Source organism: Bradyrhizobium sp. Mp27 (assembly GCF_029953005.1).
Taxonomy (GTDB): Bacteria; Pseudomonadota; Alphaproteobacteria; order Rhizobiales; family Xanthobacteraceae; genus Bradyrhizobium; species Bradyrhizobium barranii.
In genome coordinates, this window is sequence record NZ_JASAUS010000069.1 from 19,640 (window position 1) to 44,865 (window position 25,226).

A 25,226-nucleotide genomic window follows, 5' to 3' on the forward strand; every position below is an offset into this window, starting at 1 on the left:
AGGCATCGCCCGCGCTGGGGTTGGTTCGGAGTTGAGCATGCTTGCGCGTATTGTGTTGGGGGCTGTCACGGCGGCAGCGACGTTTGCGCCGGCCATTGCAGGAAGCATGAACGCCGACGAGGCGCGCCGCTTCGTTGCCGGTAAGGTGTTCGCCTTCACCTGCTTCGACGGTACCCGCGGCGCAGGCCGCATCCTGGACGATCTCGGCGCCGCCGGCGCGGTGCAGTTCTCGGGCGCAGGCCCGGTGAAGCATCTCCGCCTGCCCGGCAACACGCTCCAGATCCGCGGGCAGAACGTCTGCGCCTCGATCAAGGGCATTCCGTTCGAGCCCTGCTTCAACCTGGAAAAGACCGACGATCGCAGCTTCCGCGGCTCGGTGTCGGGCATGGGCTTCGCCTATTGCGACTTCCACCACCAGGGCGGCAACCAGATGCTGATGGCCCGCGCCGTGGCGCGTCCGCGTTCGCTGCGCTCTTCGGAGCGCACCGGTTCGGTCGCTGCGTCCAACACTGAAGTCGCCGCGCGCGTCGAGACGCCGCGTGTCGAGAGCAGCCGGCTCGAGCCGGTGAAGTCCGAAGCCAGATCGGAGCCCGCCAGGAACGACGCTCCGCTGGAATTGCGCCGCTCGACCCAGTGAGCTGGCTGCGCGGGGCCGCCCGCGCATTTTGTCGTTGAAAATATTCATCGGTCACCAAGCCGCCGCGCCGTAGTCATACGGACGGCGGCTTTCATGCCTTGGTAGCGACTCGCGTCCCAGTTTGCGCAGGGCCGGGGGGCAAGGGTTCTACGATGTCGCTGTATTTCTTTCGCATCAGCACCGGTCGTTATTCCGGCGCCGCCGACCAGCCGTACGAGTTCGAGGATCGCGCCGCCGCCTGGGCCGAGATGAGCGAGGTCTGCGCCAACCTGCTCGGCAGCATCGCGCGCAACCTGAAGCCGAATGCGAAGTGGAGCATGGAGCTGCTCGACGAGAACAAGAAGCCGGTCTTCCGCGTCAGCCTGGTCGGTGAGACCGTGTGCTGATGACCGCGAACGGGCAACCGTTAACGGACGCCAGCGCGTGCAAATCCGCGAGTTCCATTTCATTGCACGTGAAAAGTCCGCAACTGCAGTAGTTTAAGCACCATTTCAGTATTTCTACCCAGGCTGCCGCGGCCACCCTTAACGTTAATGAGCAACCTCGCGGTTAACCTCCTCGGACTTTTACGCGCGTCGGCGCGGCAATGCGTATCCGGGGATTACGTCGATGATGTTCATTCAGAACCTGCGAATTGGCACCAAGCTCGCCGTGACCTCGGCGCTCACCATCGCGCTCGTCGCGCTGATGATCGTCCTCCAGATGAACGGCGACGCTGCGGTTCAGAAGCTCAGTAATGGGGCGTCCGCGCAGCAGTCGATCGCGCAAAACGCTGCGGAAGCCAAGGCGTCGGTCCGCGGGATGCAGATCGGCATTCGTGACATCCTGAGTTCCACGTCGCCGGCCGAGTTGCAGAAGGCCGTCACCTATTTCAACGATCGGCAGACCGCGGCCCTGAAATTCGCGGACGAGATGACGAAGCTGTCGCGCTCGCCGGAGAACCACAAGCGGATCGACCGCCTGATCGTGTTGGTCGGCAACTTCAGCAAGGGGCAACAGCAGATCGAAGCGATCCGCAAGCAGGAGCTCGCCCTGAGCGCGAAGAAGGACGGCGAAGCGGCAGCGCCGCTCGCAAAGCTCGTGGCCGAGGTCGACCGCATCCGCAAGGAGACGCTGGCGCCGATCAACGAAGAGATATCGGAGCTGACCAACGAGATCATCAACTTTGCCAAGCAGAAGAGTGCCGAAGCCCGCGCCGAAGCCGAAGCTGAGGCCGCGTCCGTCGCGCGGACCTCGTTCGTCACCGGCGTGCTGGTCGCGCTGGTTATGATCGGGGCGTGCATCTTCTCCGTCTTCAGCATTGCGCGGCCCATGCGCGCATTGACGGCGGCGATGGAGAAGCTCGCCGGCGGCGATTTCTCCGTGGTGCTGCCGGGCCTCGGCCGCAAGGACGAGGTCGGCGAAGTCGCCGGTGCCGTCGAAAAATTCAAGATCGTGTCCGAACAGAAGGCGCGAGAGGACGCGGAAGCCAAGTCGCGGCAGGATCAGCTCGCGGCCGAGCAGCGCAAGTCCGAGATGCGCAGGCTCGCCGACAGCTTCGAAGGCGCCGTCGGCGAGATCGTCGGTACGGTGTCATCGGCTTCCACAGAGCTTGAAGCATCCGCCACCACGCTCACCTCGACCGCGGAGCGCACGCAGCAGCTCACCACCGTGGTCGCGGCGGCCTCCGAAGAGGCCTCCACCAACGTGCAGTCGGTGGCGTCGGCAACGGAGGAGCTGTCGTCGTCGATCACCGAGATCAGCCGTCAGGTGCAGGAATCTGCGCGCGTCGCCAGCGAGGCGGTCGGCCAGGCCCGCACCACGACCGACCGTGTCAGCGAGCTGTCGAAGGCGGCGACGCGGATCGGCGATGTCGTCGAGCTGATCAACACCATCGCCGGCCAGACCAACCTGCTGGCGCTCAACGCCACGATCGAGGCCGCGCGCGCCGGCGAAGCGGGCCGCGGTTTTGCCGTGGTCGCCTCCGAGGTCAAGGCGCTCGCCGAGCAGACCGCGAAGGCGACCGGTGAGATCGGCCAGCAGATCGCCAGCATTCAGGCCGCGACCGAGCATTCGGTCGGCGCCATCAGGGACATCAGCGACACCATCGAGAAGCTGTCGGAGATCTCCTCGGCGATCGCGGCTGCAGTGGAAGAGCAGGGCGCCGCGACGCAGGAAATCTCCCGCAACGTACAGCAGGCGGCGGAAGGCACCCATCAAGTGTCGTCCAACATCACCGACGTGCAGCGCGGCGCGAGCGAGACCGGCTCGGCGTCCTCGCAGGTGTTGGCGGCGGCGCAGTCGCTGTCCGGCGACAGCAACCGCCTCAAGCTCGAGGTCGGCAAGTTCCTGGGTACCGTTCGCGCGGCCTGACCAAAACCGCAGGGAGAGCCTTGCTCCCTGCGCAACTCTCGGAATGCAAGAGCGGCGTCGATCGCGGTGAAAACTCCGTGTTTCTACGGCAAACGTGGTTGAGGGAAGCGGAATGGTTTTGGACGAAGTTCATGGGAATTCAGCCGCTTGAGCGGCAACGTCCATGAAGGGTTCCAGTCATGCATTTTCTCGGCCGCTTCCGCATCCTGAGCAAGATCCTCGGGATCGTCTTCCTGCTGTGCGGGATCGGCGCCGCGATCGCCTGGATTGGCGTCTCCGCCCTCAGCGATCTCAGCGAAAAGGCCGACGTGATGTCGACCGCGGCCAAGCGGGCTCTGCTCGCCGCGCGCGCCAACCAGAACGTCATCGCGCTGAACCGCGCTGAATTCCGCAGTGCGCTTGATCCGCGTGACGACAATCGCCTCGCCGCGCGCGATGTCATCAACGCCCAGCTCAAGCAGTATCAGGAGCGTTTCGACGAGGTCAGCCAGACCCCGGACGAGAAGGCCAAGACGCTGCTCCCGGGCGTGCGCGATGCGTTCTCGGCCTACAAGAGCCAGATGGACGCGACACTGGCGGCCGTCGAAGCGGAGAAGTTGTCGAAGCTGAGCGACAGCGCTGACAAGCTGCGCGACACCGCCTTGAAGAGCAGGACTGCCGCGGAGAACCTTCAAGGCAAGATCCGCGAACTCGCCGATCGGCTGAATGCGCGCGTCGAAGAGAAGAGCAAGGAAGCGCGTGAGCAGTATGAATCGACGTCGCGCTTCCTGATCATCCTCGCGGGCCTCGGTGTCGTCATCGGTGGCGTGTTGGGCTTCATCATCGGTCAGTACGGCATTGCGAAGCCGATCCGCATGATCGTCGGTGTGCTCCAGGAGCTTGCCGCCGGCCGCTATCAGGTCGAGATCGCCGGCCTTGATCGCAAGGACGAGGTCGGCGAAGTCGCCAAGACCGCGGAAGTGTTCCGGGAGAACGGCCTTGCCAAAATCCGGATGGAAGCCGAGCAGAAGGAGATGGAGCAGCGCAGCGCGGCGCAGCGTCGCCAGGACATGCTCCGGCTTGCCGACCAGTTTGAAACCGCCGTCGGCGAGGTGATCGAGACCGTGAGCTCGGCCTCGACCGAGCTCGAGGCTTCCGCGACGACGCTGACCTCGACCGCGGAGCACGCGCAGCAACTCGCGACCGTGGTCGCTTCGGCCTCTGAGGAAGCCTCCACCAACGTGCAGTCGGTGGCGTCGGCAACGGAGGAGCTGTCGTCGTCGATCACCGAGATCAGCCGCCAGGTGCAGGAATCCGCACGCGTGGCGAGCGAAGCCGTCGGCCAGGCCCGCACCACGACCGAACGTGTCAGCGAGCTGTCGAAGGCGGCAACGCGGATCGGCGACGTCGTCGAGCTGATCAACACCATCGCCGGCCAGACCAACCTGCTGGCGCTCAACGCCACGATCGAGGCTGCGCGTGCAGGTGAAGCTGGCCGTGGCTTCGCCGTCGTCGCTTCCGAAGTGAAGGCGCTTGCCGAGCAGACCGCGAAGGCGACTGGCGAGATCGGCCAGCAGATTTCCGGCATCCAGTCTGCTACCCAGGAATCGGTCGGCGCCATCAAGGACATCAGCGACACCATCGAACGGCTGTCGGAGATCTCTTCGGCGATCGCGGCGGCGGTGGAGGAGCAGGGCGCCGCGACGCAGGAGATCTCCCGCAACGTGCAACAGGCGGCGGAAGGCACCCATCAAGTGTCGTCCAACATCACCGACGTCCAGCGCGGCGCGAGCGAGACCGGCTCGGCGTCCTCGCAGGTGCTTTCGGCTGCGCAGTCACTGTCCGGCGACAGCAACCGCCTCAAGCTCGAGGTCGGCAAGTTCCTCACCACGGTGCGCGCCGCCTGAGGGCGGCCGTCTTCACCCCATCATCCGCCGATTGCAACCGCCGCGCGAGGACGCGTGGCGGTTCGTATGCGTCCGCAGCCGATGCCGCGGTGAGAAGTCTGCACGGTTAACCTTCCGGAAAACCGATGCAGTCATGATCTCGCAATATTCGGGCGCCGAGTCGCCCTCCCTGTATTGCGTATCGAACGTATCGGAGCACATTCAATGAGCGGCTTCTCCATTCGCCTCACCCACAAGGTCATGGCGATCGGACTCTTCGGCCTTGTCGGTCTCGTCGTCTTCGGCGCGATCTACGAGATCGGCAGCCTCTCTCAGGACGCCTCCCGCACCGTTGCCAACCGCGCCCGCGCGATCGCTGACCTCAACAAGCAGCTCACGATCGAGATGCTGGAGGCGCGCCGCAACGAGAAGAATTTTCAGCAGCGCCGCAACGAAAGCTACGCCAAGGCATGCCGAGCTGATGGAACCGATCAACCGCGATTTCGACGAGGTCGAGCGGTTGATGGCGGCCGGCGGCATGAGCGCGCTGTCCGACAAGACCAGGCAGGCGCATGACGGCTTCAAGCGCTATGCCGAGGATTTCAAGGCGCTCGTCGTGGCCGAGACCAGACTCGGGCTGAACGAGACGCTTGGCCTGTCCGGCTCGCTCCGCGCCGCCGTGCACGACATCGAGGTGAAGCTCAAGGAGATCGACGATCCCAGGACGACGAGCTGGATGCTGATGATGCGCCGGCATGAGAAGGACTTCATGCTGCGGCGCGACCCCAAATACATTGCCGAAGTGAAGAAGGCCGCGATCGAATTCTCCAAGGCGATCGAGGTGGTCGCAGTCCCGACGGCGGTGATGAACGACATCACGGCCAAGCTCCAGAAATACCAGTCCGAGTTCGCGGCCTGGGCCGAGACCGCGCAGCAGAGCGCCGCGCTGGACGCGAGCATGATGAAGACATTCCGCGAGCTCGAACCCTCCATGGTCGAGGTGCGAACCGCCGTCGACGCCATGTACAAGCAGGCCGACGCCGCGGAGGCCGCAACGCGCGATGCCGTACGCCTGTGGATGATGATCGCCTTCGCGCTCACCGTCGTCGTGCTCGCCGTGGTCGGCTTCGTCCTGGGACGCTCGATCTCGAAGGCATTGTCCGGCATGGTCGGTGCGATGACGCGGCTCGCACGCGGCGAGCTCTCGATTACCGTTCCGGGCGTCGGGCGCAAGGACGAGATCGGCGAGATGGCCGGCGCGGTCGAGGTGTTCAGGACCAACATGGCGGAGGCTGAGCGGCTGCGTGCGGAGCAGGCCGAGGCTGACGCGCGTGGGCGTGAACGGCGCAAGGCGGACATGCAGCGCCTCGCCGACGGGTTTGAAGGCGCGGTCGGAGAGATCATCGACACGGTGTCGTCGGCGGCGACCGAGCTCGAGGCGTCCTCCAATACGCTGACCCAGGCCGCCGAGCGCGGCAACGGGCTCGCCACGGCGGTGGCGGCGGCCTCGGAGGAGGCATCCGCGAACGTGCAGTCGGTGTCCTCGGCGAGCGAAGAGATGACCACATCAATCTCGGAGATCAGCCGCCAGGTGCAGGAATCGGCCCGCGTCGCCGACGTCGCGGTGGAGCAGGCCCAGCGTACCAACGCGCGCGTCGCTGAGCTGACCAAGGCGGCAGGCCGCATCGGCGATGTGGTCGAGCTGATCAACACCATCGCCAGCCAGACCAACCTGCTGGCGCTGAATGCCACGATCGAGGCGGCACGAGCGGGCGAAGCCGGCAAGGGCTTTGCGGTGGTCGCGACCGAAGTGAAGGCGCTCGCCGAGCAGACCGCGAAGGCCACCGGCGAGATCAGCCAGCACATCGGCGCGATCCAGACCGCGACGCAGGATTCGGTCGGCGCGATCAAGGAGATCGGCGACACCATCGCGCGGATGTCGGAAATTTCCTCCGCGATCGCCGCGGCGGTGGAGGAGCAGGGCGCCGCGACGCAGGAGATCTCCCGCAACATCCAGCATGCCGCGCACGGCACCTCGGAGGTCTCCGCCAATATCGGTGACGTCCAGCGCGGCGCAGGCGAGACCGGGGCCGCCTCTGCGCAGGTTCATTCGGCAGCGCAATCGCTGTCTCAGGAGAGCAACCGGCTGAAGAGCGAGGTCGCGCGCTTCCTGGAGTCGGTGCGGGCGGCGTGAGGTCGTCAGTTGCTCCGTTCGAGCCGCGCATCGCGGTGCGCCAGTGTGGCGTCGCGCGATGTCTGCTGCACTGCAACTAATAATTGCGGAACATATAGCGGCGGCGACAGCGAATTCCGTAGTTTCACGTAGGTTCCTGTTAACGCCTGTTTGCAACTATGAGCGCAATCTTACGGGATAAAAATCAGCCAGCATTGTTGAACTGACTTCCGCCCTGTCGTCCGTCGTGACGATGGCGGCGCAGGTGATTTGCGCGTTGCTAGGTCTCATCGGGATTTGCTGTGATGTCGAAATTGTCGATCGTGTTCAAGCTTCTGACCGTGTTGTCGGTCCTCGTGCTGTCGCTCGCCGGCGTCGGCGTGATGGCGATCGGCACCATGCAGAGTATCAATTCCCACACCGTCGAGATCGCGGAGAGCTGGCTGCCGAGCGTGCGTGCGCTCGGCTCGCTTCGCGCCGATATCAACGAGCTGCGCGTCGCGCTGCGCCTGCACCTGATGCAGGACACCGCCGAGGGCAAGGAAGCCGCCGAGAAGCGCCTCGCCTCGCTGCAGGCGCGCATCGACCAGACCCGCAAGGTCTACGAGCCGCTGATCACCTCGGCCGAGGAGCGCTCGCTCTATGAGCAGTGGAGCAAGGCGTGGGCCGAGTACCTGAACGGGGTGCAGGATGTCATGGCGCTGTCGCGCAAGGGCGTCGGTCGCTTCCCGACCGATGCCAACGAGCTGTTGCAGACCAAGGTCGCGAAGATGGCCCAGGCCGCCGACCCGCTGCTCCAGAAGGGCATCGAGATGAACAACCGGGGCGCCGAGCTGGAGACGAAGCAGGCGGCCGACAGCTATGCCACGATCTTCCGCGTGCTGGTCGGCATCATCGTGTTCTCGGTCGTGATCGCGATCGGTGCCGCCTATTATCTCGTGCGTGACGTTTCTCGCGGGATTGCCTCGATCATCCATCCGATGCAGTCGCTTGGCGAAGGCGACCTCTCCGCCGAGGTGCCGCATCGCGGCGAGAAGACCGAGATCGGCTCGATGGCGGATGCGCTCCAGATCTTCAAGGAGGCGTTGATCGCCAAGAAGGCCGCCGACGAAGTCGCTGTGGCCGACGCCGAGGCCAAGATCGAACGCGGCCGTCGCGTCGACGCCATCACCCGCAAGTTCGAGGCCATGATCGGCGAGGTCGTCGGCACCGTGTCGTCGGCCTCGACCGAGCTCGAGGCCTCCGCGACCACGCTGAGCAGCACCGCGCAGCGCGGACAGGAGCTTGCGACCGTGGTCGCCGCGGCGTCCGAGGAAGCCTCCACCAACGTCCAGGCGGTTGCGTCCGCATCGGAGGAGCTGTCGTCCTCCATCACCGAGATCAGCCGCCGCGTGCAGGATTCGGCGCGGATGGCCGCGGAGGCCGTCGAGCAGGCGACGCGGACCAATGATCGCGTCAACGCGCTGTCGCAGGCGGCATCCCGCATCGGCGACGTGGTCGAACTGATCAACACCATCGCCGGTCAGACCAACCTGCTGGCGCTCAACGCCACCATCGAGGCGGCGCGTGCCGGTGAAGCCGGCCGCGGCTTCGCGGTCGTCGCCTCCGAGGTCAAGGCGCTGGCCGAGCAGACCGCGAAAGCGACCGGCGAGATCGGGGCGCAGGTCTCCGGGATCCAGGCTGCGACCCAGGAATCCGTCAGCGCCATCCAGGAGATCGGCGGCACGATCGAGCGGCTGTCCGAGGTGGCGGCGGCCATCGCAGCCGCCGTCGAGGAACAGGGCGCGGCCACGCAGGAGATCTCGCGCAACGTGCAGCAGGCTTCGGTCGGCACGCAGGAGGTCTCGATGAACATCACGGACGTGCAGCGTGGTGCGATCGAGACCGGCTCGGCGTCGACGGAGGTGCTGTCGGCGGCGAAATCGCTGGCGACCGACAGCACGCGGCTCAAAGTCGAGGTCGCGCAGTTCCTGGAGTCGGTCCGCGCGGCCTGATCCTCAAGTGCTCGCCTGCGGAGCCGGCGGCGGTGCGACCTGCCGCCGGAACAGGATGCGCTGGTAGAGCCAGCCGATCGCGACCAGCACGATGCCGAGGCACATGAACGACAGCGCGCGGTAGACGCCTGTCAGCGTCGACATGTCGATCACGAAGGCCTTCAGGATCGTCAGCGCGATCACCGCGGCCGACGCCAGCCGTGCCCGCTCGGAGTTGACGAGAATGCCGACGCCGAGCAGCACCACACCGAAGCCGAGCCAGCCGATCGAATAGGTGTATTGCTCCGCGCCCGTGGTGGCGCCGTAGAGCAGGACCGGGCCGTGATAGAAGCGGCGGATCTCCAGCGTCAAATAGGTGAGCGCGAACACCAGCGCACCGCCGGCAATCGTGTTCGCATAGGCGACGGGGCGATGCCCTGCCACCGCATAGGACAGCAGCAGCATCAGTACCGCCGGGAGAGCGTAGCCGAGCAGCAGCAGGTTGATGACGAGACCGCCGACATCGACGCTGGAGAGCAGCCACGGATTCTCCAGGATCAGCAGGCCGAACACGCTGATGAGCCCGGCGATCGCGGTGAGCGCGACCGCGCCGACATTGTGAACGATGCTGTGGCTCCTCAGCCGCAGCCGCTCCAGCCCGATCGCCATGGCGAGCGCGACGCAGACTTGCAGGGCAAATTCGAGCAGCGAGGGCGGCGACGTCATGCGGCCGCCGGTGGCGAGATGCCGGATCTCCATGAAGGCGAGCAGCGCGGTGAACAGGATCGCGGCGGCCTCCACGACGCGCAGCGGCGGATCGTCACCGCGGCGGCGCAGGAAGATGCTCGCGCCCCAGAACGAGGCCGCCGGCAGGCCGTAGCCCCACAGCAGCCAGTTGAAGATCGGCGTGGTGCCGACGGCATCGCCGACGATGCGTGGATCGTAGCCGATGCGCGCGGTCACGATCGCGGCGAAGATGGCGGCGAGCCGGCGCAGGACCGGGATCGGCCGCTGCAGCGAGATCCAGGCCGTGCCGAGCGACATCAGTGCCAGCGCGATGGTGAGCCAGCCCTTTTCGAGGGCGAAGGTCAGCGCCAGCGCCAATGCGCCGAGCGTGCCGGTCGCGAACAGCGCGACGGAGGTCGCAGCGCCCGGCCGATCTTCGCGGCGCGCCAGCGCTTCGGTCGCAGCGCCAAAGGCGGCAGCGAGCAGCACCGCGAGGATCGCGAACGGGATCGAGCGGTCGAGATGGGCGATGCGCGCGTAGAGCGCAACGAGGATCGCGATCGGCGTCGCAACGGCTGCCGCCGACCACACCACCGGGATGATTGCCGAACTCGACCGGCCCTGCGCGAAAAAGCCCGCGATGCCGAAGCCGGCAGCGAAGATTGCGGCCATCACCAGATGCAGCGTCACCGAGCTGTCGGTGGCGACCGGTCCAACGCCGGGCATGGGGCCGCCCGGCAGCACTAGCATATCCGGATTGGCGCGCACCGCCCATTCGGCGAACACGATGAAGACGGTCGCTGCGGCCGCGCCCAGCGCGCCCGTTGCCGCCGGCGCGCGCCAGGCGACGAACAGCGTCGCACCAACGAGCAGCGTGAAGGCGATCAGCGCAAGGTCCGCATGCGCGCTCGACAGCACGATCAGCATCGCGCCGAACAGATAGGCGCCGAGCGAGCTCGACGACACCGGCTCGATCTCGCCGCCCTCGATGGTCGGGCCGAACATGAAGCCGCAGACCACGAGAAGGGCTGCGAGCACGAAGCCCGCGATCGCATGGAAGGCGTGCGGCGCGACCTGCAGCTCGCTGGTATCGAGCCCCGGGAAGATCCAGAGCACGGCGAAGGCGATGGTCGTGACCGCGAGCCAGCGCCACAGCCGGATGCGCGCGAGGCCGAAGCTCGCGGCGGTCACGATCGCAAGATAAATATAGAGCGCCCAATAATCCGGCTTGCCGCTGGAGACGAGGATCGGCGTCACGAACGCGCCGACCACGCCGAGGCCCGCGAGTGCGGGCCCATGCAACAGTGCCGCGGCGAGCGTGCCCATCGCAACGATGCCGAGCAGCACGAACGCGGTGGCGGGCACGAGGAAGCCATAGAGCGCATAGGCCGCGTAGATGGTCGCGAACGCCACCGCGGTTCCGGCCGCGGTGAGGATCGCGGGGATGTTGGCGATCGGCAGCGCCGCGATGTTGGAGATGCTCTCCTTGCGCCGCGACCATTCGCCGGCGCCCAGCAGCGCGGCTGCGAACAGCCCGCCGAGGAACACGCGCGCGCCGGGGCCGACGAGGCCCGCCTCGATCGAATAGCGCACCATGAAGAAGCCGCCGAGCGCGAGCGCAAGGCCGCCGATCCAGACCACCCAGCGCGTGCCGAGCCGCTCCTCGAAGCCGGGTGCCGGCGCGGGCAGCGGCGGCGGTGCGTCGGCCTCGGTGCTCGCTGCGAGCGGCGGCGGTGAAACCTCTTCGGTGACGAGCGGAGGCGGTGCTGCCTCGGCTTCCGGCGCGAGCGGCGGCGGCTCGGCAGCCGTCGTCGCCGGCGCTTCGGCCTGCGCCTGCGCGGGCATCAACGGCGGCGGCTGAACCTGCCGCTGCGCGTAAAACATCTCTTCGAGCGAGGCCAGCCGGCGGCGCAGCTCGGCCGCCTGGCTGGAGGCCTTGATCGCGATCAGGACAGAGATGATCGCAATGATCAGCGCAAAGACGTCAAACGGGCCGTCGAACATGAAGCCTCCAGGCAACCGGCGGGCAGGGGCCGGTCACGCAAATCCTAGGATCTAGCGCCGGGAGCGTACGCGCAAGCCCGGCGCGGGTCGTTCCTGGAGCACGTCGCGGCGGAAGCGGAAGAGCGCCGCCGGCCGTCCGCCGGTCTGTGTCGACATCACCCCGGTCGGTTCGACCAGGGCTTCGGTTTCGACCAGGCGGCGGAAATTTTGTTTGTGCAGGTGCCGGCCGGAGATCGCCTCCACCGTGTACTGCAGTTCAGTGAGTGTGAACTCCGCGGTCAAAAGTTCAAACACCACAGGACGATACTTCAGTTTTGCACGCAGCCGCGCGATCGCTGTCGCGAGAATCCGGCGGTGATCGAACCGCATCGAGGTGCCGAGCGCGGGAAGCTGCTTGCGCGCCAATGCCGCAGGGCGGCCGTCGCGCCGCGCCTCCTCGATCAGCCCGGCCTCGTACAAGAGCTCGTAGCGGTCGAGCACGCGCTCCTCGTCCCAGGGCGCGCCGTCGAGACCGAAATAGAACCGCACGCGATCCCGGCGCGGCAGAGCGCGTGTGGTCTCCGGCGTCTCCTCCTCGGCCCATAGCGTCAGCGCCGGAATGATGTCACGGGCGATGATCGCGGGCGGCTCCTCGCGCCAGTCTTCCCAGGGGAGGAAGCGATACCACGGTTCGAAGCTCGCGCCGGTCGCTGCGAGCTCGCCGCCCACCGCGCGCGTCAGCGCGAGATAGCCGATCGACACCATGTGCGCACCGGTGTCGCCGGCCTCGGCGTGACGGCCGCGATCGCCGAACGTGTAGAGCTGCTCGACATAGCCGAGCCGCAAGCCCGCCTGCGCCTCGACCCAGGCGCGCAGGCCGATCTCGAACGTGCGATGGCTTGGCGCATCGAACGGCCCGAACGGCAGGCCCGCCAGCCCATCACTGCTGTGCGCGGTGAGGATCAGCGGCTCATGGTCCTCGATCGCGACGATCGCCGCGGTCAGGCCGATCTCGATCGGCGTCAGCTGCGTGTCGCTCATGCGGCTGATGTCGCAGTTGTCATTCGAGCTCGATCACGAAGGGGCGGCCCTCGACCATCATTGCGCCCGGGCCCATCTCGTCGAGCGCGCGCAGCATGCGGCCGTTGCGTCCGAGCGCGCGGTCGGCAAGGCCGACGATGCGGCGGTTTGGCGAGGCGATCGGGGAGGCCGCGCGGATCTTCTTGGCGATCTCGATCTCGTCGCGATCCGGATTGAGGGCGCAGACGGCCGCGAATGCGCTCGCGGTGGAGCGGCTGATGCCGGCATAGCAATGCACCACCAGCGGCGCGCTGCGGTCCCAGCCGCGCACGAAATTCAGCACCTGGTCGATATGAGCTTCGGATGGTGCGGTGAAGCCGTCCATCTCCTCGGTGATGTCGTCCATCGACACTTTGAGATGGTTGGCCGGCAGCACCGACACCGGACGTGCCACCTGCTCGACATTGGCCATGACGGTCAGCACATGGCTGGCCCTGGTGAGGCGGACGGTTTCGGGAAGGGCGGCGAGGGAACAGACGTGGATCATGGCGGACCTTTTTGCCGCTGATTATAGCGAGCGCTCGTAGGGTGGGCAAAGGCGCATCGCGCCGTGCCCACCGTTTCGCACTGCGCACACCGCGGCTAATTTGGTGGACACGCTTCGCTTTGCCCACCCTACGAAGGGATGATGCTACGCGAACACCGCGTTGAACCGCTCCAGAAACTGCCTCTCGGCCCGCGCCGCGGTCCAGGGCGTGAGGTAGTCGCGGCGGACGCTGTCGGAGAGGCCGGGGTCTCTGCCGAACAGGCGCTTCGCCTCGTTTTCGCTGAAGCCGGCGAGCTCGGTCGCCTCCAGATAGGCCGCCCCGCGATCGGCGGCCTTGATGGCTTGCGTGATCTCCTCGGGCAGCGCCGGCGGCAGGCCGAAGCGGATGTGGATGGCGCCGAGCAGGCGCTTCTCCACCGCCTTGTAGTGGCCGTCGAGGACGGCCTTGAACGGCGAGATCATGTCGCCGATCACGTATTCGGGCGCATCGTGCAGCAGCGCGGCGAGCCGCATGCGCTCGTCGACGCGCGGCATCTCGTGCCGCATCACGGTCTCCACCAGAAGCGTATGCTGCGCGACCGAGAAGATGTGCGCGCCGGTGGTCTGCCCGTTCCAGCGCGCCACGCGCGCCAGCCCATGCGCGATGTCGGCGATCTCGACATCGAGCGGAGAGGGATCGAGCAGATCGAGCCGCCGGCCCGACAGCATGCGCTGCCAGGCGCGGGATGCCACGTCGCGTGCCGTTTTCTTCGCGGTCATTTGGCCTTGAGGCGCGGCTTGCGCTGCGTCTTGCCGCAGCTCGCGTGACAATGGCAGTCGACGAGATGGTCGTTGACCATGCCGGTCGCCTCCATGAAGGCGTAGACGATGGTCGGACCGACGAATTTGAAACCGCGCGAGGACAGTTCCTTGGAGATCTGCATCGACAGAGGCGTCGAGGCCGGCACGTTCGCAGTGGTCTTGAAATTGTTGACCTTGGGCCGGCCGTCCATGAAGTCCCACAACAGCTTCGAGAAGCCCGGGCCCTTCTCCATGATGTCGAGATACGATTTCGCGCTCAGGATCGCGCCGTCGATCTTGGCGCGATTGCGCACGATGCCGGCATCGTTCATCAGCGCGTGCACCTTCTTGTCGTTGTAGCGCGCGATCTTCTCCGGCTGAAAATCATCGAAGGCTTTGCGGAAATTGTCGCGCTTGCGCAGGATCGTGATCCAGGAGAGGCCGGCCTGGAAACCGTCGAGGATCAGCTTTTCATAGAGCGCACGGTCGTCATATTCCGGCACGCCCCATTCGGTGTCGTGATAGGCGACATAGAGCGGGTCTTCGCCGGGCCAGGGGCAGCGGGTCTTTCCGTCGGGATGCAGGCGGGGGGCTCGGCTCATGCGATGGGCTGCTTCAGGGGAATGCGGACGACGTCGGGTTCGGCGAGCCTCACGGCGAGGCCGCCGGCGGTGAGCGGCTGGCCGGCATCGAGCGCATCCGCAACGCGGTCGATGCGCACCAGCGCGATGCCCTTGCCCTGGGCGGACGAGCCCATCGTGCCGACCGGCTTGTCACCGGCCATAACACTGACGCCGGCCTCCGGCGAGAGGTCATCGAGCAGCACCTTGACGCTGCGGGTGCGTGCGGTGCCGCGATGCTGCATGCGCGAGACGACCTCCTGGCCGACATAGCAGCCCTTGTCGAAATCGACCCCGGCAAGACGGTCCATGTTGGTCTCGTGCGGGAACGCATCGCTGTACATGAAATCGAGCCCGCCGCGCGGCACGCCGAGCGCGATACGATGCGCCTCATAGGCGGAGGCGTCGACCAGCTCGGCGCCGATGAGATCGGATAGCTTCTGCTTGAGATCTTCGGGGATCAGGATGCGAGTGCCGAGCGCATCATTGCGCGGATCGGCGAACGCAAGGTCCGGCTGCGCCGCAAGCTGGCCGTCCCAGGCCGCGAGCACACCGAGATCGAGGCTTTCCACCGTGACCTTGGCGCGCAGCTTGTAGAATTTCAGCTTGGTGGCGAGGCCCTCGGCCAGCGCCTTCGGACAGTCGATCAGGAACCCGCCGCCATGGCCTGCGGGCACCTCTGTGATCAGGAAATCCACGATGATCTTGCCCTGCGGCGTCAGCAGCGCGCCGAATCGCCCCAGGCCCGGCTTCAGCCTGTCGAGATCGGTCGTGATCAGGCCGTTGAGGAAGTTGCGCGCGTCCTCGCCCGCGACCTTGACCACGCTCCGGTCGGGAAGAAACGCTGATTTCATGTGAAAATCTCTTGCGACATGTTGCTCCGGAACGTAAGCCCGCAAGGCATAAACGACAAGACCTCAAGCCCCGCGCTTGGGGATGAGAGAGGCCTTCAGCCATGACCCAGCGCTTCGATGTGATCCTCAAAGGCGGCACCGTCGTCAACCAGGACGGCGAGGGTGTTCGCGATATCGGCATCACCAACGGTCGCATCGCGGAGCTGGGCCCGCTGTCGCAGGCCTCCGCCACTGAAACGATCGACTGCAAGGGCCTCCACATCCTGCCCGGCGTGATGGACACCCAGGTGCATTTCCGCGAGCCCGGGCTGGAGCAGAAAGAAGACCTCGAGACAGGGTCGCGCAGCGCCGTGATGGGCGGCGTCACCGCCGTGTTCGAGATGCCGAACACGTCGCCGTTGACCGTGACCGAGGCCACCTTCACCGACAAGGTGAAGCGTGCCCATCATCGCATGCATTGCGATTTCGCCTTCTTCATCGGCGGCACCCGCGAGAACGTGCAGGATCTGCCGGTGCTGGAGCGCGCGCCCGGCTGCGCGGGCGTCAAGGTGTTCATCGGCTCGTCGACCGGCGCGCTGCTGGTGGAGGACGACGAGAGCCTGCGCCGTATCTTCCAGGTGATCCGCCGCCGCGCCGCCTTCCATGCCGAAGACGAATACCGCCTCAACGACCGCAAGTCGCTGCGCATCGAGGGCGATCCGCGTTCGCATCCGGTCTGGCGCGACGAGACCGCGGCGCTGATGGCGACGCAGCGATTGGTCAAGCTCGCGCACGAGACCGGCAAGCGCATCCACGTGCTGCACATCTCGACCAAGGAAGAGATCGAGTTCCTGCGCGACCACAAGGATGTCGCCTCCTGCGAGGCGACGCCGCATCATCTCACGCTCGCAGCACCCGAATGCTACGAGCGGCTCGGCACGCTGGCGCAGATGAACCCGCCGGTGCGCGGGGCCGATCACCGCGCCGGCATCTGGCGCGGCATCGAGCAGGGCATCATCGACGTGCTCGGCTCCGACCATGCCCCGCATACGCTGGAAGAGAAGTCGAAGACCTATCCGGCCTCGCCCTCCGGCATGACCGGCGTGCAAACGCTGGTGCCGCTCATGCTCGACCATGTCAACGCCGGCCGCCTGTCGCTGGCGCGCTTTGTCGACCTCACCAGCGCGGGCCCCGCGCGTCTCTACAACATGGCCTGCAAGGGCCGCATTGCCGCAGGCTACGACGCCGACTTCACGGTCGTCGATCTCAAGCGCAGCGAAACCATCACCAACAAATGGGTGGCGTCGAAGGCCGGCTGGACCCCCTATGACGGGGTCCGCGTCACCGGCTGGCCCGTCGGCACCTTCATCCGCGGCCGCCGCGTAATGTGGCAGGGCGAACTGGTGACAGCCTCGCAAGGCGAGCCGGTGCGGTTTCTGGAGACGCTGAAGCAGTAGACGGCGAGGTCCCGCTTCTCGCTCCGCTGTCATGCCCCGCGAAAGCGGGGCATCCAGTACGCCGCGGCTTCTCGGTTCGATCACCGCCGCCTCTGGAATACTGGATTGCCCGCTTTCGCGGGCAATGACAGAGTGCCGGGAAGCGCAAGCTCAAATTGGGAGAGAGCAATGTCCCAACCGACACCCCTCATCACCACCGCGCAACTCGCCGCGATACTCGGTGATCCCAGCCTACGCCTCTACGACTGCACGACCTACAACGAGCCGGTGCCGCCGGGCAGCGATGTGCCCTATCGCGCAGTCCCCGGTGACAAGACTTTCGCGGCCGGCCACATCCCCGGCGCCGATTTCCTCGACCTGCAGGGCGAGTTCTCCGACACCTCCGCGCAACAGCTCTTCATGATGGCTGGCGTGCCCCAGCTAGAGGCCGCCTTCGGTCGCCACGGCGCTGATGCATCCAAGACCATCGTGCTCTACAGCATCGGCACCATGATGTGGTCGACACGGTTCTGGTGGATGCTGCGCTCGCTCGGTGTCGATGCACAGGTGCTCGACGGCGGTTTTGACAAATGGAAGGACGAGGGACGGCCGGTCGAGACGGGCGCGCCGAGGGGCTATCCCGCCACCACTTTCAAGGCCGCGCCGCGCGCGGGCTTCTTCGTCGACAAGACCACCGTGAAGGCGCGGATCGGCGATCCCTCGACCGTGATCGTCAACGCGCTCGGGCCGCAATTTCATCAAGGCCTCGAGCCGAGCCGCTACGGCCGGCCCGGCCGCGTGCCCGGAAGCGTCAACGTGCCGGCGGCCACGCTCGCCAAGGCCGACAAGACGCTGACGACGCTTGCCGACGCCGAAGCGAAATTCGCGGCCCAAGGCGTTACGCGCGACAAGAATGTGATCTGCTATTGCGGCGGCGGCATCTCGGCGACGATCGACCTGCTCATGCTGACACAGCTCGGCTACGACAAGCTGACGCTGTACGATGCCTCCATGGGCGAATGGGCGAGGGATCCGGCACTGCCGATCGAGACGGACTAGGGGACTCTCTTACCCCCCTCCGGGGAGGGTAAGGAAGAAAGTCGGGAACCTTTCTCGCAGGCCTGCATCCAATGTCCGGAACGAATGGAAACAGGTGACCACCATGCAGCGGACCGCAGCCGGCCTGTCCGCCGGCGCCAGAGCATCGGAAGCCGAACTGGTCGACCGCGCGCGGGGCCGTGACGAGGCCGCGTTGCGCGAGATCATGCAGGCCAACAACCGCAGGCTCTACCGTCTGGCGCGCGGTATCCTGCGCAGCGATAGCGAAGCCGAGGACGTGGTGCAGGAAACCTATGTCCGGGCCTTTACCCATCTGGACGACTTTCGCGGCGAGTCCGGGCTGTCGACCTGGCTGTCGCGCATTGCCATCAACGAGGCGCTTGGCCGGGCGCGAAGCCGCAAGCCGCATGTCGAGCTCAGCGCGCTGCCCGAAGAAGCGCTCGACGCGCAGATCATAAAATTTCCCGTTTCTCCCGCAGGCGATCCGGAAAGGACCATGGCCCAACGTGAAATCCAGCGCGTCGTCGAACGCGCAATCGACGAACTGCCGGATGTCTTCCGCATGGTCTTCGTCGCGCGCGTCATGGAGGGGATGAACATCGAGGAGACCGCCGATCTGCTCGGCGTCAAGCCCGAGACCGTGAAGACGCGGCTGCACCGTGCGCGCACCATGCTGCGCGAGAACGTCGAGAAGGAGATCGGTCCGGTGGTGATGGATGCGTTCCCGTTCGCCGGGTGGCGTTGCGAGCGGCTGACCGTATCGGTGCTGAAGCGGCTCGGCAGCGGCGGCTGAAGTTTTTCGGGAACGTTTGCGCGAAAATCCCATCCAACGCCTGTGAAGCAACGCCGGCAAACCGTCCGGCAGCACAGGAGTTTCAGACATGTTCACCCGATGGAGCACGGCGCTCGCCGCGGCAATTCTGTTGTCGAGCCCGGCGCTGCTGCAAGGCGCGAGCGCAGCCGACAAGCCCACCGATCCGCAGATCGCCCACATCGCCTACACCGCGGGCGTGATCGACATCAACGCGGCCAAGCAGGCGCAAAAAAAGGCCAAGAACAAGGACGTCAAGGCGTTTGCCGAGGACATGCTGCGCGACCACGAGGCGGTCAACAAGCAGGCGCTGGCGCTGGTCAAGAAGCTGAACGTTACGCCTGAAGACAACGATACCAGCAAGGCGCTGTCGAAGCAGGCGAGCGACAAGCTGGCGGAGCTCGACAAGCTGAGCGGTGCGGCCTTCGACAAGGCCTATGTCGCGAACGAGGTCGCCTACCACAAGGCGGTCAACGGCGCGCTGGAAACCCAGCTCATCCCGTCCGCCAGCAATGCCGAGCTCAAGAGCCTGTTGCAGACCGGCCTGAAGATTTTTCAGGGCCATCAGCAGCACGCCGAGCATGTCGCGGCCGAGCTGAAATAGGGGGTGGGATGAAGCCGGGACACCTCGCTTCGATCGCGCTTGCGGTCGTCTTGCTGTCGATCGTCGTCCCGGCGCGCGCCGCGACCATTCAGATCACAATGGACAATCTCGTGGTTTCACCGGCCGAAACGTCCGCGAAGGTCGGCGATACCATCGAATGGATCAACAAGGACGTGTTCGCGCACACCGCCACGGCGAAGAGCGGCGATTTCGACGTGATGCTGCCACCGAAGAAGTCGGCAACGTTTGTTCTGAAGAAGGCGGGAACCGTCGATTATTACTGCCGCTATCATCCCAACATGAAAGCGACGCTCAAGGTCGCGCCGTGAGGGAGGAGGGAGTGCATTCCCGATCGTCGTGGGAATATCTCCCGGTCACCGCGAGACTAATGCTTGTCCGGGGGAGGCGGCTTCCGTGCGATAAACGCAGCAGACTTCGCGAACCAGTTCGCCAGAACCCGTTCGCCAGGTCATTCATCCGTAGACTGGCCCCGCCCCTGTGGCGGGGTCATTTTTCGCAAGAAGCTTACTGCCTTGCGAGAGTGACCGAGAATTCGCCGTTGCGGATGCGGCCCGGAAAGCCCTCGACGAATTTCGCCACCGCATCCTCGCCGTAGGTGCCGACGAGCTCGGCGAATGCCGCAAACAGGCTCGCCTGCGCCAGGCAGTCGCCGTCGACGCCATCATGGCGCGCTTCGGCCCAGGCCTCGTTGAGATAGCTCAGCGCGGCCTGTTTCTGCTCGTGATCGGGCAGCGGCGCGCGGGCGGGGGCGTAGGACACTGAATGGCTCATGAAACTCGATCAGGGCTGGGGCGCGATCCACGGCGATGCGCTGTACCAAAGGTGTAGCACGCGTATTAACGCCCGCTAGGCCACATCTTTAGGAACGGTTAACGGCTGTGAACAAAGTCGATGACAGGGTTCCGGATGCGCGTTCGCGTTCATCTCTCTCGTCATTCCGGGACGCGCCGACAGGCGCGGGCCCGGATTCCATCGTGCGTCAGAGTTGGTGGTCCGATGGATTCTCAGATGCGCAATTGCGCATCGTAGCTCGCGCTTCGCGCGCCCCGGAATGACGGAAAGAGAAATCAGTTCGCGTAACGCGCCGTGAGATCGCGCGAGATCTTCGAGCCTTCCTCGATATAGCGGCGGATCGCCACCGTCGCGGCCGGCGTGCAGCTCCGATAGGTCTGCTGGAAGCCGTTATAGCCGCGGTTGAAGCCGGCGATCATGCGGGTGCGGCGCTCGCCCGAGGGGGTTTCGGCATCGATCAACGCCTGCATCTCGCTGCGCCATTTGTTGCCCTCGTTGGACCCGCAGATGCCGCGCAGATAGTGCAGGCCGCCCAAAATCTCCGCCAGCCGCTGCAAATCGGCGTCAAACGGCGCCGCCACGTCCTGGGCCCTCGTGGGCACGCAGGCGCAGGCGAGAATCAGGGCAAAAATGGCCAGAAATCGCGTGGACATCGGCGGGGTGTATGCCCCCTCGGGGCGGATGACGCAAGACGGGGCGGTCAGGGCCCGATCAGCCGGGCGGCCGACAGGATGACCTCCTCCAGCCCCCCGGTCAGCTTGAGGCCGCCGAGGCTCGCCAGCGCGTCGGGGGTGATCCAGCGGTAATCGTCGAGCTCGTCGTTGAGAGCCGGCTCCCTGGCCATCCAGCGGGCGGCAAAGGACATGATCAGATAATGGCCTGCGCCAGGGGCGGTCGGCAGCACCTCGCGCCAGCCGGCGAGGCCAATGATCTCGATGGCGAGCCCGGTCTCCTCGTCGACCTCGCGCGCCAGCGCCTGGTGCAGCGATTCGCCGAACTCGACCCGGCCGCCCGGAAGCGAATAGAACCCCTTGGCGGGCGAGCGGGCGCGGCGGGTCAGAAGCACCTTGCCGTCGCGGAAGATGGCGGCGCTGACCGCGATCTGGGGGTGGGTGGGCTGGATGACCGCGGACATATCTTCAACACCCCTTCAACGGCCCTTGGCTCAATTCGCCATGATGGTGTCGACGTCGGCCTCCGCGCCGCCATTGATGATGCCGCCGCAGGCCGCGATCAGCGGCTTGACCCAGAGCGTGGCCTGCTCGGCGAGGCGGACGCGGGTCGTGTCCTTCTCGACCTCGCGCATGGCCGAGCCGACCGCTGTCAGGATCGAGGTCATGGTATCAGTGATGTGGTCGAACTGGGCGCGCACGTTCGGATCAGCCTTCTCATAGGCTTCGATGGCCAGATCCCGTGCCTTGAAATTCGACGCGGTGAAATGCTCGGCATAGGACAGCGGCGACCAGGTCAAAAAATCTTCGGCGCATTCCGGCATGTCCGGGACCATTTCCAGCAGCATCACGGCTTCATTGAAATGGTTGAGATAGTCGGTGGCAAGCCCGGTTCGCGGGTTGATGTTGGCCACGCGCAGCCGCTCGGCCCAGGCGGCAGCCTCGGGGCCCGTCTGTACATGCGTCCGCGCGGGTTGGGAGGCCTTTGAGCTCATCTGCCGCAGTGTTAGCGTTCGGGGTTAAAACGACCTGAACGGACCCTATATAGATACCCAAGGATGTGTGGACGCTTCGTCATAACTTCGGCCCCCGCGGCTTTGCGGCAACTGTTCGGCTATGTCGAGCAGCCGAATTTCCCGCCACGGTACAACGTCGCGCCGACACAACCGATTCCGGTCGTGCTGCTCGAGAACGGCGCGCGCCATTTCCGCTTGATGCGCTGGGGATTGTTGCCGAGCTGGGTCAAGGATCCCAAGGGATTTACGCTCCTGATCAACGCGCGCTCCGAGACGGTGCTCGAAAAGCCCGCCTTCAAGAACGCGATTCGGCGGCGCCGTGGCCTGATCCCGGCCGACGGCTATTATGAATGGAAGACGGAGGGCGGCCGCAAGCAGCCCTTCTTCATCCACCGCGCCGACGGCGAGCCGCTCGGCTTTGCTGCGGTATTCGAGACCTGGGTCGGGCCGAACGGTGAGGAGCTCGACACCGTCGCGATCGTCACGGCGGCGGCGGGCGAGGATCTCGCCGCGCTGCATGACCGCGTGCCCGTCACCATCAGCCCGCGCGATTTCGAGCGCTGGCTCGACAGCCGCGGCGACGATGTCGACGCGGTGTTGCCGCTGATGTCCGCCCCGCGCATCGGCGAATTCGCCTGGCACCCGGTCTCCACCCGCGTCAACCGCGTCGCCAATGACGACGATCAGCTCGTGTTGCCGATCAGCGCGGAGGAGATGGAGGCGGAAGCTGAGGCGGCGAAACCGAAGAAGGCGGCCCGGAAGGTTGCTGCTAGCTCGTCAGATGACGGGCAGGGGTCGTTGTTCTAGGCGGCGGTGCCGTAGGGTGGGCAAAGCGAAGCGTGCCCACCATCGTGTTTCAAGCAAGTGGATAGATGGTGGGCACGGCGCGTTGCGCCTTTGCCCACCCTACGCAATCTACACGATCTCTTTTGCCCTGAGCGCCGCGATCTCCGCCGCATCAAATCCCAGCTCGCCCAGCACCGCATCCGTATCCGCACCCAATTCCGGCGCCATCTGGTCCAGCCGGCCGCCGCCATGGGCGAGCTTGAAGCCGCTGCCGGCAAAGCGCAGGCGGCCGTAGGGCGTATCCAGCTCCTGGATCGCGCCGCGCGCCTTGATTTGCGGATGATCGATGACCTCCTCGACCTTCCAGATGCTGGCGCAGGGCGCGCCGGCATCTTCCAGGATTGTCTCCCACTCGCGCGCAGGCCTGGCCGCCAGCGCCTCCTCGATGATGACGCGCAATGCACTCTCGTTCTCGTTGCGCGCGAACCAGTCGGCGAAGCGCGGGTCGGACAGCGTGTCCTCGCGACCGAGCGCGCTCATCAGCGCGCGGTACTGCTTCTCGTTGTTGACGGCGATCAGGATGTGGCCGTCGCCGCATTTGAACAGATTTGCCGTGGTCCTGCGGCTCACCGCCTGGTTGCCCGACAGCTGCTGGCGATGGCCGGCGACCGACCAGTCCGCGATCTGCCCCGAGAGAAATGCCATCGTCGCCTCCAGCATCGAGACGTCAATCAGCTGTCCCTTGCCGGTGCGGTCGCGCTGATACAGCGCGCTCGACACGCCAAAGGCAGCCGTGGCGCCCGAGAGCACGTCGCACACCGCAAAGCCCGCGCGCGTCGGCCCCGTCTCGGGATGGCCGGTGATTGCCATGATGCCCGACAGTGCCTGCATCTTGCCGTCATAGCCGGGCCGCAGGCGGTCCGGGCCGGTCTGGCCGAAGCCGGACACGGCGCAATAGATCAGCTTTGGATTGATCGCGGAGAGCGCCTCATAGCCGATCCCGAGCTTGTCCATCACGCCGGGGCGAAAATTCTCCATGACGACGTCGACTTGCGCCACGAGCTTCTTCACGATCGCGATGGCGTCGGGCTTTTGCAGATCGAGCGTCAGGCTGCGCTTGTTGCCGTTGATGGCCTGGAACGCCGGTGCCAGTCCGCGCTCGGCCCATTCGCGGCTGAGCGGCGTGCGGCGCATGTCCTCGCCCTCGCGCCGTTCGACCTTGATTACGTCGGCCCCCAGCAGCGCGAGCTGGTAGCTCGCATAGGGGCCGGCCAGCACTTGCGTGAAGTCCAGGATCTTCACGCCCTCGAACGGTCGCGTCACGTCGCTCTCCCCTTTGCTTGTTGTTGTCGGAGGACGTCAGGCGGCGCGGTTGCCGCGCGCGATCTCCTTCTGCTTGTCGAATTCAGCGCGGCGGCGCGCCAGCTCTTCAGGCGAGAGCTGTGCGACGTTGTTGTAGTCGAGCTTCCAGGAGGCGTCCTCGCTCCAGCGCAGCGGCGACTGCATCGTGGTCTGCGGCCCGCTCGCGGTCTCCAGCAGCCTCAGTGCGAGCTCCAGCGTCTGCGCCTGCGAGGCGACGTCGTGCGGCTTGCCGGCGGAATTGCCGAGCGGGAAGTCCGAAAACAGGAAGCGCGGCACGGCGGCATGCTCGATGATGTCCTTGGCGCAGCCCATCACCACGGTCGGAATGCCGTTGGCCTCGAGATGCCGCGCCACCAGCGCGGTGGTCTGGTGGCAGACGGGGCAGTTCGGCACCAGCACGGCGACATCGACCTTGTCGGCAAGGCAGCGCGCCAGGATTTCCGGCGCGTCGGTGTCGAGCGTGACGCGATGGCTGCGATTGGTCGGCGCGCCGAAGAAACGCTGGCTCACCTCGCCGATGCGGCCTGCGGCAGATGCCTTCAAAAGCTGCGGCAGCGGAAACCAGGTGCCGTTGTCGGTCGCCGTGGTGTGCTTGCGGTCGTAGCCGATGTGCGAGATGCGCAGATCGTGCTGCTTCGAGGTGTCGCCGTCATAGACCTGGTAGAATTTGGCGCCGCCATTATACGCCGCGCCCGGCCCCTGGTCGCCCTTGGCGGGATCGAACGGCGCAGCCGTGGTGATGATGGTGACGCGCGATTGCGACAGCGGTTTCTTCAGCGGCTGGAACGGCGCCTCCGTGTAATGCGCCCAGCGATACGGCGTGGTGTAGCCGATCGCGGTGTAATATTCGCGCGTGCGCTGCATATAGGGGACGGGGGAGTCGTAGTCGGGCGCAAAGCCGAATTCGTCGTCGCGCGGAGCGGACATGGGGCGCGTCTCCTGGTTCTTAGTTGGGGCCAGACTAGAGATAGTTTTGGGGTTGCTCAACCGGGGCGGGGCGGCGCAGGGCAGAATTGCAGATGAGGATGGTGCGGCGCGGACGGTGCTGACCCTCTCCCCTTGTGGGCCTGTTGCGTAATTCGTCAATTGTGATTCCCTAAGGCAAAGCCTCGGAGGGTAGCGATGGCGGTCAAGCGGACGGGACAGCCGAGCTTTGTGG

Annotated in this window: 23 protein-coding genes and 1 pseudogene; 12 read left to right on the forward strand and 12 right to left on the reverse strand. The window is 65.8% G+C overall.

The genetic code is table 11. The features are described 5' to 3' along the window. Positions 1-37: 37 nt before the first annotated feature. The 6 genes and pseudogenes from QJT78_RS28885 (at position 38) to QJT78_RS28910 (ending at position 9,021) form a co-directional block, all read left to right on the forward strand. A complete protein-coding gene (locus QJT78_RS28885) occupies positions 38-637 on the forward strand; it encodes a hypothetical protein (protein ID WP_028152149.1) in 600 nt (199 codons plus the stop codon). Positions 638-789: 152 nt separating this feature from the next. Then, a complete protein-coding gene (locus tag QJT78_RS28890) occupies positions 790-1,023 on the forward strand; it encodes a hypothetical protein (RefSeq protein ID WP_028152150.1) in 234 nt (77 codons plus the stop codon). 223 nt (positions 1,024-1,246) lie between these two features. After that, the gene (locus QJT78_RS28895) at positions 1,247-2,989 is read left to right on the forward strand and encodes a HAMP domain-containing methyl-accepting chemotaxis protein (RefSeq protein WP_038944556.1); all 1,743 of its coding nucleotides are present in this window, start codon (positions 1,247-1,249) and stop codon (positions 2,987-2,989) included. 179 nt (positions 2,990-3,168) lie between these two features. Continuing rightward, the gene (locus QJT78_RS28900) at positions 3,169-4,875 is read left to right on the forward strand and encodes a methyl-accepting chemotaxis protein (RefSeq protein WP_028152152.1); all 1,707 of its coding nucleotides are present in this window, start codon (positions 3,169-3,171) and stop codon (positions 4,873-4,875) included. Between the two features lie 204 nt (positions 4,876-5,079). Next, positions 5,080-7,048, forward strand: a pseudogene (locus QJT78_RS28905) (HAMP domain-containing methyl-accepting chemotaxis protein). A gap of 284 nt (positions 7,049-7,332) precedes the next feature. Continuing rightward, positions 7,333-9,021, forward strand: coding sequence for a methyl-accepting chemotaxis protein (locus QJT78_RS28910; protein ID WP_028152153.1), 1,689 nt, complete (start codon positions 7,333-7,335; stop codon positions 9,019-9,021). Positions 9,022-9,024: 3 nt separating this feature from the next. On the opposite strand, the gene QJT78_RS28915 is transcribed toward QJT78_RS28910, so the two are convergent. From QJT78_RS28915 to QJT78_RS28940, 6 genes are all read right to left on the reverse strand, one after another. Then, positions 9,025-11,730, reverse strand: coding sequence for a DUF2339 domain-containing protein (locus QJT78_RS28915; RefSeq protein ID WP_028152154.1), 2,706 nt, complete (start codon positions 11,728-11,730; stop codon positions 9,025-9,027). A 51-nt stretch (positions 11,731-11,781) separates the two neighbouring features. Beyond that, positions 11,782-12,750 (reverse strand): NAD regulator, encoded by a 969-nt coding sequence (locus QJT78_RS28920; protein WP_028152155.1) that lies wholly within the window; start codon positions 12,748-12,750, stop codon positions 11,782-11,784. A 19-nt stretch (positions 12,751-12,769) separates the two neighbouring features. Then, complete coding sequence (locus QJT78_RS28925; protein ID WP_028152156.1) at positions 12,770-13,276, reverse strand: protein-tyrosine-phosphatase; 507 nt, start codon at positions 13,274-13,276, stop codon at positions 12,770-12,772. A 144-nt stretch (positions 13,277-13,420) separates the two neighbouring features. Further along, on the reverse strand, positions 13,421-14,035 hold the full coding sequence (locus tag QJT78_RS28930; RefSeq protein ID WP_028152157.1) for an HD family hydrolase: 615 nt from the start codon (positions 14,033-14,035) through the stop codon (positions 13,421-13,423). After that, the gene (locus tag QJT78_RS28935; RefSeq protein ID WP_038945021.1) at positions 14,032-14,658 is read right to left on the reverse strand and encodes a DNA-3-methyladenine glycosylase I; all 627 of its coding nucleotides are present in this window, start codon (positions 14,656-14,658) and stop codon (positions 14,032-14,034) included. Before QJT78_RS28935 ends, QJT78_RS28930 begins: the two co-directional genes overlap by 4 nt. Next, the gene (locus tag QJT78_RS28940) at positions 14,655-15,530 is read right to left on the reverse strand and encodes a folate-binding protein YgfZ (protein ID WP_028152159.1); all 876 of its coding nucleotides are present in this window, start codon (positions 15,528-15,530) and stop codon (positions 14,655-14,657) included. The genes QJT78_RS28935 and QJT78_RS28940 overlap by 4 nt, the downstream gene beginning before the upstream one ends. 101 nt (positions 15,531-15,631) lie before the next feature. Between QJT78_RS28940 and QJT78_RS28945 the strand changes: the two genes are divergently transcribed. From QJT78_RS28945 to QJT78_RS28965, 5 genes are all read left to right on the forward strand, one after another. Further along, positions 15,632-16,966 (forward strand): dihydroorotase, encoded by a 1,335-nt coding sequence (locus tag QJT78_RS28945; RefSeq protein WP_028152160.1) that lies wholly within the window; start codon positions 15,632-15,634, stop codon positions 16,964-16,966. A gap of 168 nt (positions 16,967-17,134) precedes the next feature. After that, positions 17,135-18,004: a sulfurtransferase gene (locus QJT78_RS28950; protein ID WP_038945022.1), complete on the forward strand. Its 870-nt coding sequence runs from the start codon at positions 17,135-17,137 to the stop codon at positions 18,002-18,004. 103 nt (positions 18,005-18,107) lie between these two features. Then, positions 18,108-18,797, forward strand: coding sequence for an RNA polymerase sigma factor (locus QJT78_RS28955; protein ID WP_028152162.1), 690 nt, complete (start codon positions 18,108-18,110; stop codon positions 18,795-18,797). Positions 18,798-18,885: 88 nt separating this feature from the next. Next, entirely contained in the window at positions 18,886-19,419 is a 534-nt protein-coding gene (locus QJT78_RS28960; RefSeq protein ID WP_028152163.1) for a DUF4142 domain-containing protein, read from the forward strand. An 8-nt stretch (positions 19,420-19,427) separates the two neighbouring features. Next, positions 19,428-19,748, forward strand: coding sequence for a cupredoxin family copper-binding protein (locus tag QJT78_RS28965; RefSeq protein ID WP_028152164.1), 321 nt, complete (start codon positions 19,428-19,430; stop codon positions 19,746-19,748). A gap of 196 nt (positions 19,749-19,944) precedes the next feature. Here QJT78_RS28965 and QJT78_RS28970 read toward each other — a convergent pair whose 3' ends face one another. The 4 genes from QJT78_RS28970 to QJT78_RS28985 form a co-directional block, all read right to left on the reverse strand. Next, entirely contained in the window at positions 19,945-20,211 is a 267-nt protein-coding gene (locus QJT78_RS28970) for a hypothetical protein (protein WP_014497305.1), read from the reverse strand. Between the two features lie 296 nt (positions 20,212-20,507). Then, complete coding sequence (locus QJT78_RS28975; protein WP_028152165.1) at positions 20,508-20,885, reverse strand: TIGR02301 family protein; 378 nt, start codon at positions 20,883-20,885, stop codon at positions 20,508-20,510. Between the two features lie 47 nt (positions 20,886-20,932). Next, entirely contained in the window at positions 20,933-21,367 is a 435-nt protein-coding gene (locus tag QJT78_RS28980) for an NUDIX hydrolase (RefSeq protein ID WP_028152166.1), read from the reverse strand. Positions 21,368-21,397: 30 nt separating this feature from the next. After that, on the reverse strand, positions 21,398-21,898 hold the full coding sequence (locus tag QJT78_RS28985; protein WP_028152167.1) for a hypothetical protein: 501 nt from the start codon (positions 21,896-21,898) through the stop codon (positions 21,398-21,400). A 63-nt stretch (positions 21,899-21,961) separates the two neighbouring features. On the opposite strand from QJT78_RS28985, the gene QJT78_RS28990 reads away from it, so the two are divergent. Next, complete coding sequence (locus tag QJT78_RS28990; RefSeq protein WP_028152168.1) at positions 21,962-22,726, forward strand: SOS response-associated peptidase; 765 nt, start codon at positions 21,962-21,964, stop codon at positions 22,724-22,726. 108 nt (positions 22,727-22,834) lie between these two features. Here the strand turns inward: QJT78_RS28990 and QJT78_RS28995 are convergent, their stop codons facing one another. Together QJT78_RS28995 and QJT78_RS29000 are read right to left on the reverse strand one after the other, a co-directional pair. Continuing rightward, the gene (locus QJT78_RS28995) at positions 22,835-24,028 is read right to left on the reverse strand and encodes a CoA transferase (RefSeq protein ID WP_028152169.1); all 1,194 of its coding nucleotides are present in this window, start codon (positions 24,026-24,028) and stop codon (positions 22,835-22,837) included. Between the two features lie 36 nt (positions 24,029-24,064). Next, positions 24,065-24,994: a glycine/sarcosine/betaine reductase selenoprotein B family protein gene (locus QJT78_RS29000; RefSeq protein ID WP_028152170.1), complete on the reverse strand. Its 930-nt coding sequence runs from the start codon at positions 24,992-24,994 to the stop codon at positions 24,065-24,067. Positions 24,995-25,226: the final 232 nt, after the last annotated feature.